The organism is Pseudoclavibacter sp. Z016 (genome assembly GCF_002931215.1).
Taxonomy (GTDB): domain Bacteria; phylum Actinomycetota; class Actinomycetes; order Actinomycetales; family Microbacteriaceae; genus Pseudoclavibacter.
Genome location: NZ_PSTU01000004.1, coordinates 88,687 through 100,173 on the forward strand (window position 1 = coordinate 88,687; position 11,487 = coordinate 100,173).

The 11,487-nt window shown below is 69.4% G+C and carries 9 protein-coding genes and 1 pseudogene; all 10 read right to left on the reverse strand.

Annotation, left to right across the window (positions count from 1 at the left end; all coding sequences use genetic code 11):
* Positions 1-8 precede the first annotated feature (8 nt).
* On the reverse strand, positions 9-1,511 hold the full coding sequence (locus tag C5B99_RS03110) for a glycoside hydrolase family 32 protein (RefSeq protein WP_104240326.1): 1,503 nt from the start codon (positions 1,509-1,511) through the stop codon (positions 9-11).
* Positions 1,508-2,446 carry an ABC transporter ATP-binding protein gene (locus C5B99_RS03115; RefSeq protein ID WP_104240327.1) on the reverse strand — a complete coding sequence of 313 codons (939 nt, stop codon included), beginning with the start codon at positions 2,444-2,446 and terminating at the stop codon, positions 1,508-1,510. The genes C5B99_RS03110 and C5B99_RS03115 overlap by 4 nt, the downstream gene beginning before the upstream one ends.
* A complete protein-coding gene (locus tag C5B99_RS03120) occupies positions 2,443-3,348 on the reverse strand; it encodes an ABC transporter ATP-binding protein (RefSeq protein ID WP_104240328.1) in 906 nt (301 codons plus the stop codon). The genes C5B99_RS03115 and C5B99_RS03120 overlap by 4 nt, the downstream gene beginning before the upstream one ends.
* Entirely contained in the window at positions 3,345-4,364 is a 1,020-nt protein-coding gene (locus tag C5B99_RS03125) for an ABC transporter permease (protein WP_104240329.1), read from the reverse strand. Before C5B99_RS03125 ends, C5B99_RS03120 begins: the two co-directional genes overlap by 4 nt.
* Before the next feature lie 9 nt (positions 4,365-4,373).
* Positions 4,374-5,351 carry an ABC transporter permease gene (locus C5B99_RS03130; protein ID WP_104240330.1) on the reverse strand — a complete coding sequence of 326 codons (978 nt, stop codon included), beginning with the start codon at positions 5,349-5,351 and terminating at the stop codon, positions 4,374-4,376.
* 124 nt (positions 5,352-5,475) lie between these two features.
* The gene (locus C5B99_RS03135) at positions 5,476-7,125 is read right to left on the reverse strand and encodes an ABC transporter substrate-binding protein (RefSeq protein WP_104240331.1); all 1,650 of its coding nucleotides are present in this window, start codon (positions 7,123-7,125) and stop codon (positions 5,476-5,478) included.
* A gap of 52 nt (positions 7,126-7,177) precedes the next feature.
* Complete coding sequence (locus C5B99_RS03140; RefSeq protein ID WP_104240332.1) at positions 7,178-8,233, reverse strand: LacI family DNA-binding transcriptional regulator; 1,056 nt, start codon at positions 8,231-8,233, stop codon at positions 7,178-7,180.
* Between the two features lie 223 nt (positions 8,234-8,456).
* The gene (locus C5B99_RS03145; protein ID WP_104240333.1) at positions 8,457-9,569 is read right to left on the reverse strand and encodes a TerC family protein; all 1,113 of its coding nucleotides are present in this window, start codon (positions 9,567-9,569) and stop codon (positions 8,457-8,459) included.
* Between the two features lie 216 nt (positions 9,570-9,785).
* On the reverse strand, positions 9,786-10,886 hold the full coding sequence (locus C5B99_RS03150) for a substrate-binding domain-containing protein (protein WP_104240334.1): 1,101 nt from the start codon (positions 10,884-10,886) through the stop codon (positions 9,786-9,788).
* Positions 10,883-11,487: pseudogene (locus C5B99_RS19160) on the reverse strand (hypothetical protein); the annotation flags it as partial. The pseudogene C5B99_RS19160 and the gene C5B99_RS03150, both read right to left, overlap by 4 nt.

Genomic DNA, 11,487 nt, shown 5'->3' on the forward strand with positions numbered 1-11,487 from the left:
TGCCGTGTTCAGTGCAGCTGGATCCGGTTGTGCTCCTCGGCGCCTGCCATGTGCCACGCGGTCGCGCGCGTGACCGCCGCGTTCCCCTCGACTCTCGCGCCGAGCGCATCGGTGCGGGTGGGGTAGACACGAGCCGTCAGGGCGATGCCATCGCAGAACACCTCGATCGAGGACCGATCGACGACGATGCGGAGACGCGAGGGGCGCTCGCGGTCGTCGGCGGTGCCCGGCTCCGGCACCGTGCCGGCGAGGCGCGAACGGTCCGCGGTCGTGTCGGCGGAGGACCGGGATCGGTCGAGGCTCAGGTGCAGCGCTCCGTCCCGGCGAGCGAGCTCGACGACACACGCCTCCTCGCCGTCCGGGGTGGCGAGAACGGTCACGGCGAGCCGGCGACCGTCCCCGACGAGCGCATCCACCTCGATGTCGAGGGTGTCGCCAGACCAGTCGCCGGCGAGCTCGTGCGTTCGCAGGGCGGCGAACTCCGGAACCGGCTCCTGTCGGACGACGCCGTCACGGTCGAGCCACAGGGTCCGGGGGAGGGCCATGGCCCCCGACCAGCCCGAGGCGATCATGGCCTCGTCGGTGCGCCCCTCCTGCATCCACGACCAGAGGATGCGTCGGCCCGCCTCGTCGCGGTACGTCTGCGGGGCGTAGGCGTGGCGCCTCCCGAGATCGAGCCGCTGGACACGGTCGATCTGGAACCGGTCATCCCGATACCTCCCGAGGGCGATCAGCGGATGCAGGGTCGCGCCCTCGTGCCAGGCGGAGAAGATGAGCGCGTGCGGGTCGCCGCTCGCGGCGTCCGGCGCTGCCGTCGCCGCGGTTCCAGCTGAGTCGCCGGGGAGCAGCCGGAAGAAGTCGACGCACTCCCACATCGTTCCCGTCCAGTCCGGGTCGTCGAGAGCGATCTGGCCAGCGGGGAGCGACGCGAGCGGGCCGATGAGCCGCCACTCGCGGAGGTCCGTGGACTCGTAGAGGAATGCGCACCCACCGTCTCCGCGCACCCCCGAGCCGATGAGCTGGCGCCACACGTCGCCCTCGCGCCACACGCAGTGGTCGCGGTACGCCGTGAGGTCACCTTCGGGAGGGGTCGAGATGACCGGCTCAGGCAGCGGCGACCACTCCTCGAGATCGGCCGAGCCGACGGCGAGGCACGGCAGCTCGCGGAGCCCCTGGCGGCCAGAGTAGACGAGCGTCGGCGTGCCAGCGTCGTCGACGAGCACGCCGGACCAGCAGCCGTCGCCGTCGGCGCCCTCTCCGGGGCGGAGCGCGATCGGACGATCGCGCCAGTGCACGAGATCGTCGCTGACGGCGTGACCCCAGTGGATGCGGTTGTGCACCGGAGCTTCCGGGTTGTGCTGGTAGAAGAGGTGGTGGAGGCCGTCGATCTGCGCGACCCCGTTCGGGTCGTTGAGCCAGCCGGCCGGCGAGGTGAAGTGGAAGGCGGGGCGAAGCCGGTCCGATTGAGCTCTCATGAGCTGCTCGTCGGCGCGGACGGTGGTGTCGGTCATTCGTTCTCCTCGGGTGCGAGCACCCAGTGGTCGTTGTCGGCGTCGACGATGCGGCGCGAGAGCGCTGGCCCGGAAGTCCACGCGGCGATCTCCTCCCGCAGGCGGGCGCGAACGCCGACATCCGGCGCGGAGCTCCGATTGGGGTCGGGGACGGCGCCGACGAGCAGGCGCGTGTAGGGGTGGCTGGGGTTGGCGAGCAGCGTGGTCGACTCGCCGCCCTCGACGATCCGTCCGCGGTGCATGACCAGGATCCGATCGGCGAGGTACCTCGCCGAGGCGAGGTCGTGCGTGACGTAGAGCATGGCGATGCCGCGTTCGTCCCTGAGCCCGGCGAGCAGGTTCAGCACGCCGATGCGCACGGAGACGTCGAGCATCGACGTCGGTTCGTCGGCGAGGATGACATCGGGTTCCACGGCCAGCACACGCGCGATGGCGATGCGCTGCCGTTGGCCGCCCGAGAGCTCGTGCGGGAATGCGCTCAGGACCTGGCGATCCAGGCCCACCGACTCGACGAGCTGGGCGCAGCGTTCGTGCACGTCGCCCTGGCCCATGCCGTGCAGCTGGAAGGTCCGCTCGAGGACCGCCCCGACGCGGTGGGCCGGGTTGAGCGATCCGAAGGGGTCCTGGAACACCATCTGCACGCGGTTCCGGTAGGCGCGGGAGGCTGAGCGGCGCTCGGAGCGCAGGACATCCACTCCGTCGAGCTCGACGGTTCCCGAAGTCGGCTGCTCGAGGCGCGCGACGCACCGCGCCAGCGTCGACTTGCCCGACCCGGACTCGCCGACGAGCGCGACGATCTCACCGCGGCCGATCGACAGGTCGACGTCGGACAGGGCATCCACCGCGCCGCGGCGGCCGAAGAGGCCGGCACCGGGGAACCGCTTGGAGAGGCCCCGCACGCGCAGGACGGGTTCGTGCTCGGTGACGACGCTCATCGCGTCTCCTCCTCGATCAGTGCGCCGCTCGGAGCGACGAGGTGGCCAGGGGCGACCTCGACGAGGTCGGGGACATCGGTGAAGCGCACACCCTCAGCCAGGCCGGAGAGCTTCGTCCTCGGGCCGCTGATCGGTGGGAACGCCCCGAGCAGCGCCCGGGTGTACGGATGACGCGCGCCGTTCCGGATGACCGCGGCGGGCGCGACCTCCACGATGCGGCCGGCGACCATGATGCCGATGCGATCGGACAGCTCGAGCATGAGCGACATGTCGTGGGTGATGAACAGCACGGCGAAGTCGAGCTCCTGCTGGAGGTCCCGGATCTGCTGCAGGATGTCCTGCTGCACCACGACATCGAGGGCCGTCGTGGGCTCATCGAGGATCAGCAGGCGGGGGCGGAGCGAGCAGGCCATCGCGATGACCACCCGCTGTCGCTGGCCGCCGGAGAGCTGGTGCGGGTACGAGCGGAGACGGTCCGCGCCCACCCTGACCATCTCGAGGAGCTCCCCTGCGCGGCGCCATGCGTCGCGCTTCGAGATGCGCTCGTGAGCCCGCAGCGTGTCGACGAGCTGGTCGCCGATGCGCATCACCGGGTTGAGCGAGCTCATCGCCGATTGGAAGACCATGGCCACCTCCCGCCAGCGCCAATCGCGAAGGCGCCCGGCGTCAATGCTCAGCACATCCTGGCCGTCGAAGAGGATGCTGCCGCCCGTGATCCGGGCCGGCTCCTTCAGCAGCCGCATGATGGCGTTCGCGCACGTCGACTTCCCGCAGCCGGACTCCCCGGCGAGGCCGAGGATCTCACCCTGCGCGATCGAGAAGGACACGCGGTCGGCGCCGCGGACGGACCGCTCGTCGCTGACGTAGTCGACCGTGAGGTCGCGGACTTCGAGGACGCTCATCGTGCCTGCTCCTTGCGGTCGACGGTCGTGGGTGCCGTTGCGGTCCGCGCGGTGCGCGGCCTCCGGAGCCGTGGGTTGGTGACCTCGTCGACCGCGTAGTTGCAGAGGGCGAGGGCGAAAGCGACGAGCGCGATCGCGAGACCGGAGGGGACGAAGATCCACCACTGGCCGATCATGAGCGCGCCGTCGCTGGACGCCCAGAACAGGTTGGTGCCCCACGAGAGGGTGTTCGGGTCGCCGAGCCCGAGGAACTCGAGGCCGGCCTGCGCTCCGATCGCTCCGATGATGCAGGCGAGGAGCGTGGTCATCACGATCGATGCCACGTTGGGCAGCATCTCCCGCAGGATGATCGACAGCGGTCGCTCTCCGGAGGTGATGGCGGCGCCGATGTAGTCCTTGCCGCGGATCGAGAGGCCCTGAGCGCGGAGCACCCGAGCGCTGCCAGCCCAGCCCGTGATGACGAGCACCGCGATGACCGTGCCGAGTCCCGGCGGGAGGAACGCGGCGAGCAGCACGAGCAGCGGGAGGCCGGGAATCAGGAGGAAGACGTTCGTCACCAGCGAGAGCGCATCGTCCACGCGCTTGCCGAAGAAGGCGCTCGTGAGCCCGACCACGATGCCGACGAGCGTCGAGAGCACACCCGCGACGAACCCGACGAGCAGGCTCGAGCGAGCACCCCAGACGGTGAGCGCGAGCACATCCTGCCCCTTCGCGGTGGTGCCCAGCAGGTGATCCGCGCTGGGTGGCGTTGCTCCGCCCGACCCGATCCGAGACGGGTCACCTGGGAAGATCACGGGTGCGGTGAGCGCGAGCACCACGAACACCAGCAGGATGATGAGCCCGGATAGCGCCTTCTTGTTGCGCAGCAGGGCGCGGAGCAGGCGCGTCAGCTGACGTCCGCGCGAGCGGTTCTGCGCATCCGGCTCACGGGTGGCGATCGAGCTGGTGCTCGGCGGTTGGCTCGCGTCGCGGACGGCTGAGGCGTGCGCGAGCGACTCGGGGCTTTGGATCGACATGGGTACCTCTCAGCGCACGCGAACGCGCGGGTCGAGTCGGACGTAGATGAGGTCGACGAGGAAATTCGCGAGGAGCACCGCGGCGGTGATCGTGAGGAACAGGCCCTGCATGAGCGGGTAGTCGAGGCCCTGGACGGCAGCGAGCAGCTGGTAGCCGACGCCCGGGTAGGCGAAGACGACCTCGGTGAGCAGAGCCCCGCCGACGATGAAGCCGAGGCTCATCCCGATGGAGGTGACGCTCGGGAGCAGCGCGTTCCTGGCCCCGTACCGGAGCATGACGCGCGACGAGCTGAGCCCCTTCGCTTCCGCCATGAGGATGTAGTCCTCCGAGTTCGTGGCGATCATCGTGTTGCGCATGCCGAGCATCCACCCGCCGATCGACACGAGCACGATGGAGAGCGCAGGCAGGACGAGGTGCGCCGCGACGTCGCTGATGAACACCGGATCCCACGACGGGGTGAGGCCGACGCTGAACGCGTGCCGCAGCGGGGCCCACCCGAGCATGACTCCGAAGACGTAGAGCGCGCCCATCGCGAGCCAGAAGTAGGGGAACGAGCCGATGAAGACCAGTAGGGGCGGGACGATCGAGTCGAGCACGCCGCCCCGACGCCACGCGGCCAGGATGCCGAGGAGGTTGCCGATGATCACGGCGATGAACAGGGACACGGCGCCGAGGAGCAGCGTCCACGGCAGCTGCTGGGCGATGACCTCCGTGACGGGGGTCGGGAACCTCGAGATGGAGACGCCGAAGTCGCCGGTGAGGATGCGCACCAGGTACTCGGGGTACTCCTGCCACCATGGGCCGCCGTTGACGCCGAGCATCTCGCGAAGGGAATCGACCTGCTCAGGGTCGAGCCGCTGCTGAGAACGCGAGAGCATGCGCGTCACGGGGTCTCCCGGCATGAGACGCGGGAGGAGAAAATTGAGGGTTATGGAGACCCAGAAGGCCAGCAGGTAGAACCCGAGCCTGCGCAGAATGAAGCTCACGACATCCTCCTCGATGGATGGAGCGGGTGGAGTTGATGGGATGGCGACGCGGCCCCTTCAGGGCAGGCGGCGGCTGGGCCGCCGACCGGGGTACGGCCCGGCCGGCGGCGAGAGAAGGCGGCTGCTACTCGGCGGGTGTCAGCTTCGTGAGCACGAGCACGGTGGTGGAGGAACGGGTCGCGAGGGTCGCGTACGGGTCCTCCTCCGTCGGCCAGCCGACGAAGCGCTCGGTCGTGTACGCACCCCATTCAGGGCCCGAGAATAGGGGGACGACCGGGGTCTGCTCCGCGAAGAGCTGCTGCAGGCCCGAGGTCGCGGCTGCCTGCTGCTCCGGCTCGGACGCGCTGGCCAGCTCGGCGAGCAGCGCATCGGCGTCCGCACTGCCGAAGCGGTGGTAGTTGTCGAAGGTCTGCTCGCCGACGGGAACGACGGTCTCCGTCGACATCGTGTTGCGGTAGTACTGGTACGGAGTCGGCGCGGCGGCGCTCCAGACGATGCCGGTCTCGAAGTCGCCGGTCTCGTATCCGGCGACGACCGAGGCCCAGTCTGGCGAATCGACGGTCGCCTGGATGCCGAGCTCGCCCAGGTTCTGCGCGATGATGTTCGCGACCGAGAGCCAGTCGCTCGACGTCGAGCCGACCGAGATGGTGAAGGAGAACGGCTGGCCGTCCGGGGTGGTCCGCGTCCCGTCTGCGCCCTCCGGGTATCCAGCCGCGTCGAGGAGGTCTGCCGCCGCTGCGAGGTCGAGCGAGGCCCAGCCGCAGGAGCTCGCGACCGCCTCGTCGCGCCAGGTGTCATACGCGCCAGAGAGCCCGGTGCAGTCCGCCGCCTTCGTGTAGCCGGACATGCCGACGTCGACGATCTGCTCGCGGTCGAGTGCCATGGACAGCGCCTGCCGGACGCGGACGTCGGAGAACATCGGGAGCGTCGTGTTGAGCTGCCAGTTGATCATCGATCCCGTCGGCGGGAACCAGTAGTGCCGCTTCTCGGGGTCGCGGTCGACGAACGCGGTCTGGATGTTCGGAATGTACTGCGGGGCCCAATCGACATCGCCGTTGATGGCCGCCAGGTTGGCCCCGTCGTTTCCGGCGAACGCCAGCATCCGGATGCCGGGGATGTTCTGGGCGCCCTCCTGCCAGTAGTTCGGGTTCGGCAGGAGGTCGAACGACTGCGCCTGGAAGTTCGTGACCTCCGTGTAGGGGCCGGTGCCGACGGGCAGAGGGTTCTCGAAGTTGCCGGGATCTTCCTCGGCCGCCCAGATGTGCTCGGGGACGAGCGTCAGCTGGCCCAGCTCGTAGAGCGCCGGGCTGTACGGCTTCGAGAGCGTGAACTCGACTGTGTCCGCATCGACGGCCTTGGCGTCGGCGAGGTAGTCGAATCCGCCGAGCAGCTCGCGCTGCAGGTCGACGGTGAACACGACGTCGTCGGCGGTGAACGCCTCGCCGTCGGACCACAGCACGCCGTCGCGGAGGTCGAAGGTCTGCGTGAGGCCGTCACCGCTCGTCTCCCAGGACTCGGCGAGCCACGGCACGGTGTCCCCAGCGGCGGGGTTGTAGATGAGCATCGACTCGTAGATCGCCTGCTGCGTCATCGGGGCGGCGGTCGGCGAGAACGGGTTGAAGTTCTGGCTGAACGTCCCCATGTCCTCGCGAGGGATCGTCAGGAGTGCTTCACCGGCGCCGGAAGCGGACGCAGTGCAGCCGGACATGGCGACCGCGGCAACGGCGCCCATGCCGACCACGGTGACGACGCGCTGTCTGATGGATAGGGTCATGGTGTCTCTTTCTTCGCGTGCGTAGGAGTTCGCAGGGCAGGGATTTGCTCGATCATCGGATTCGACCTCCGATGGACGAGCGCGAGCGCAGCGGGCAGGCGATCTCGATCTGTCGATCGGTGATCGTCTCGCCCGCTGCCAGCGAGGTGAGCATGGTCACCCCTGCCGCGCCCATCTCCTCGAAGGGAAGGGCGACGGTGGTCAGGCCGGGTCGCAGGTAGCCGGCCAGGATCTCCTGGTCGTCGAAGCCCACGACGGAGATGTCCTCGGGAATCCGGAGCCCGCGTTCCTTGATGGCGTCATAGGCGCCCATCGCGACGCGGTCGTTGCCGCAGAAGATCGCGGTCGGTCGCTCGGGCAGATCGAGGAGTCTGGTGGCCGCGGCGTAGCCACCATCCGCTGTCCCGTCGCTCGACTCGATGAGCTCGTCGCCGAGGGGGAGCCCCGCCAGGCGCATCTCGTCGCGGAGGCCCGCGAGGCGGCCGACCGTCGCCGCGATACCGGGGGAGAGCGTGATGTGGCCGATGCGCTCGTGTCCGGCGTCGAGGAGCGCGCGAGCAGCCGTGCGCCCGCCCTGGCGTTCATCGGGGACGATGCTCGGCACTCGGTTGTCGAGGTCGTAGCAGTTCACCAGCACGCAGGGCACGTCGTGCGCGTTGTCCGGCACGCGGATGCCGCGATGCCAGGTCGCGGCGATGATGATGCCCTCGACCCGCTGCTCGAGCAGCTTCTCGATCGCGAGCGACTCCATGGTCGGCTCCTCGTCGCTCGGGGCGATGAGGAGGAAGCTGCCGAGCTCCCACGCGGCGGCCTGGGCGCCCTTCACGATGTCGACGGCGAACGGGGCCGTCACGATCTCCGTGACGAGGCCGTACCATCCGGTGCGCTGGACGGCGAGTGCTCTGGCTGCCGCGTTCGGGCGGTACCCGAGCTCGGCTGCGGCATCGCGGATGCGGCGCCTGGTGCCCTCCGGGATGGCCGCGTCCGTACCGTTCAGAGCGAAGGAGACTGCCGTCCGGCTGACGCCCGCGTGGCGTGCCACGTCGGCCATCGTGACTGCCTTCGCACGCACGGGACCCCCGTGTGCCGACGCATTCTGACCGCTCATTGGAATCCTGTCTTCGTTGACTAACTCGCGTTAATGCGAGCGATAGGAGCACAGTACGACACTGACTAACGCGCGTCAACTGGAGCGCTGGCCCTGTCCTCGCCGAGGCGTCGCATCGTAGCTTTCGCCCCATCTGCGACGCTGCCCGGCGTTTCGCCCTCTGAGAGTGGTCTCAGAGGGTGAAACGCCGGGCAGCGTTTGCGGTGTCTGGGTTCTGCGGCGGCTAGGCGTCGCGGGAGTCGCCGCCGGAGACGGGGGACCCGCTCGAGGTCGCGTCGCTCGCGGCGCGGCCCGCGCTGGCGGCGCGGGGCGCATCCGCAGCGTCGGCCGCCGTCTCGATGGGCTCGTCCTGCACCGTGGAGCGCTCGGACTTGCTGCGGTCGTTCCGCGTCTTGAGGAGGCTCGCGATCGTGGCGACCGCGATGGTCGCTCCGATGAACGTGAGCGAGAACCAGATCGGGATCTCCGGCACCCACAGCAGCGGCTCGCCGCCGTTGATGAACGGCACCTCGTTGACGTGCAGGGCGTGGAAGACGAGCTTCACGGCGATGAAGCCGAGGATCACGGCGAGGCCCTGGCTGAGGTAGACGAGGCGCTCGAGCAGTCCGCCGATGAGGAAGAACAGCTGGCGCAGGCCCATGAGCGCGAAGGCGTTCGCGGTGAACACGATGTACGCCTCGTTGGTGAGCCCGTAGATCGCGGGGATCGAGTCGAGCGCGAAGACCAGGTCGATGAAGCCGATCGCGACGATCGTGAGGAGCATCGGGGTGACGAAGCGCTTGCCGTCCTTCTTCACGGTCATCTTGTCGCCGTGGTACTCATCCGTGACGGGCAGGATGCGGCGTACGAAGCGCATGAAGGCGTTGTTCGAGGGGTCTCCGTGGTCGCCCTTGATCTGCTGGTAGGCGAGCACGAACAGCAGCGCGCCGAACAGGTAGAACACCCAGGAGAAGTTCTCGATGAGGGCGGCCCCCACAGCGATGAAGCCACCGCGCATGATGAGCGCGATGACGATGCCGATCATGAGCACCTTCTGCTGGTAGATCTTGGGCACCGCGAAGCCGGTCATGATGATGAGGAACAGGAAGAGGTTGTCCAGCGACAGCGCCTTCTCGGTCAGGTAGCCGGCGAAGTACTCGCCGCCGTAGCGCCAGTCGGTGACGAAGCCGATGCCGACGCCGAACAGCAGCGCGAGGCCGATGTAGAACGCCGACCAGCGAGCGGATTCGCGGATGGTCGGCTCGTGCGGCTTCCGCACGTGCGCGAAGAACTCGTAGACGAAGAATCCGATCGTCACCGCGATCGTGATCAGCCAGACAGAGGTCGTGACCTGCATGGGGGTACTCCAAAGGGGGATTGGTGTTCGACAACGACACCAAGGTCTCCTCCGCCCCGACCAGATCAGCGACGCTGACATGGTGGAGCCGATGCCCCGGAACGTGGAATCACGCTCGTATTGACGGGCACACCGCAGACGGGAGTACTCCCCTTGCTTCGGAAGAGCTTAGGGGGATGTGCGGGCAGGAAGGCTGGGAGAACGCCCGCAAGCGGCTCAGCTGTCGCGAGGCGGCGCCGTGGAGAGTCGCGAGTTGAAGCTCGGGCTGAGCACGGTGCGGTGCACGGGGCGCGTCGGGTCGGCGATGCGCGCGAGCAGGGTCGTCACGGCGGCCCGCCCGAGTGAGGACCGGGGCGGCGTGACCGCGGTCAGCGCCGGGGTGAAGAGGTCGGCGACCTCGTCGTCGTAGGCGACCACCGACAGGTCCTCCGGCACGCTCAGCCCGCGGGCGAGGGCGACGTCGATGATCGCCATCGCCTCCCGGTCGGAGTGCACGAGGAGGGCCGTGACGCCCGCCTCGAGGACCGCGTCGAGCACGGCATCCACTGCCCCCGAGAATCGCGGGTCGCGGCGGTCGGGCAGGATGCGCTCGACATGCTCACCTGGCGTGAGGCCGAGCTCGCGGCACGCGGCGGACCAGCCCGCGATGATCTTGCGCGAGGTGGGGGAGTTCCGCGAGATGAAGAGGCCGACCTTGCGGTGCCCGAGCTGCGCGAGGTGCCGGGCCGCGAGCACGGCCCCCAGCGCGTGGTCGGTGGTGACCGATTCGGCCGGGGTGCGGTCGGGGCCGACGACGGCGTCGCGTTCGGCGAGCACAAACGGCAGGCCGGATTCGTGCAGCCACTCCATGACCTCGCGCGCGTGGTCGGTATCGGTGTTGGGCGCGACGACAAGGCCGGTGACGCCCTCGTGCTCGACCATGCGCTCGAGCACGGGCCGCTCATCCTGCATCTCGTAGGACGTGCCGCGGAGCAGGAGCTTCGCGCCCTGCTCGCGGGCCGCCTGCTCCATGCCGCGGATGACGCGCGGCCAGTAGAAGTCGAGTGACGGCACGAGCACGCCGATGGTCTGCTGCGCGCCGTTGTTCGCCTGGCGCGCCTGCAGGGCCGGTGCGCCGTCGGGCGGGAGCACCGCGCCGCCGTGCACGCGCACGAGCAGCCCCTCCGCTTCCAGCTGCTGCAGGTCGCGTCGCAGCGTTACGGGGGTGACATCCAGAGCGTCGGTGAGCTCGGCGACCCGCACCGCGCCGGACGCGAGTAGCCGCTCGAGGATGAGGTCCCGCCGCTCGGTCGCGAGTCGTGATCCCTGTTCCATCATTCTGTGACCCCCACAGCTTCTGTCTGCCCGAGGGGCAGTGTCGAGTGCTCTTGTCGCGCGGTGACGGTCAGCGTTGACCGGTGTGCGACGTCGAGGTCGAGTCGCACGAGTCTAGGGCCCCACACGTCCGTGAGCATCGGATCGTCGAACTCGATGGGCGTCAGGCTCGCGTGCACGCCCTCGTCCCATGTGATGCGGATGCGCGGGGCGCCGGCGAGCGGGGTCACCGTCGCGCCGCGGCGAGCGGGGCCGGCGCTGGCGCTGTCCTCGTCGCCGTCGCTGGCGCTGTCCTTGTCGCCGTCGCTGGCGCTGGCGCTGTCCTCGTCGCTGGCGCTGGCGCTGGCGCTGGCGCCGTCGCTGGCGCTGTCCTTGTCGCCGTCGAGTGCGACCTCACCGGCGAGCAGAAGCCGCAGCTGCGTCGCACCGGCGGCTCCCGCTGCGGAAAGTTGTGGCGAAGTCCGGTTCGGGTCGCGCCCGATCGCGTTTGCCCACAACTCTGCGCCCGCCGCGGGCTCTGCGGCCACGGCCGCGGGCTCTGCGGGGGCAGCTGCGGGCGCGGGGGAGGTGGTGGCGTCTGCGGGCGGGGTGGCCGGATTGGGCG

Excerpts from the sequence above, each read along its gene's own strand:
- C5B99_RS03135 (WP_104240331.1), bottom strand. The coding sequence starts at position 7,125 with ATGACCCTATCCATCAGACAGCGCGTCGTCACCGTGGTCGGCATGGGC.
- C5B99_RS03140 (WP_104240332.1), bottom strand. The coding sequence starts at position 8,233 with ATGAGCGGTCAGAATGCGTCGGCACACGGGGGTCCCGTGCGTGCGAAG.
- C5B99_RS03125 (WP_104240329.1), bottom strand. The coding sequence starts at position 4,364 with ATGTCGATCCAAAGCCCCGAGTCGCTCGCGCACGCCTCAGCCGTCCGC.
- C5B99_RS03145 (WP_104240333.1), bottom strand. The coding sequence starts at position 9,569 with ATGCAGGTCACGACCTCTGTCTGGCTGATCACGATCGCGGTGACGATC.
- C5B99_RS03120 (WP_104240328.1), bottom strand. The coding sequence starts at position 3,348 with ATGAGCGTCCTCGAAGTCCGCGACCTCACGGTCGACTACGTCAGCGAC.
- C5B99_RS03110 (WP_104240326.1), bottom strand. The coding sequence starts at position 1,511 with ATGACCGACACCACCGTCCGCGCCGACGAGCAGCTCATGAGAGCTCAA.
- C5B99_RS03150 (WP_104240334.1), bottom strand. The coding sequence starts at position 10,886 with ATGATGGAACAGGGATCACGACTCGCGACCGAGCGGCGGGACCTCATC.
- C5B99_RS03115 (WP_104240327.1), bottom strand. The coding sequence starts at position 2,446 with ATGAGCGTCGTCACCGAGCACGAACCCGTCCTGCGCGTGCGGGGCCTC.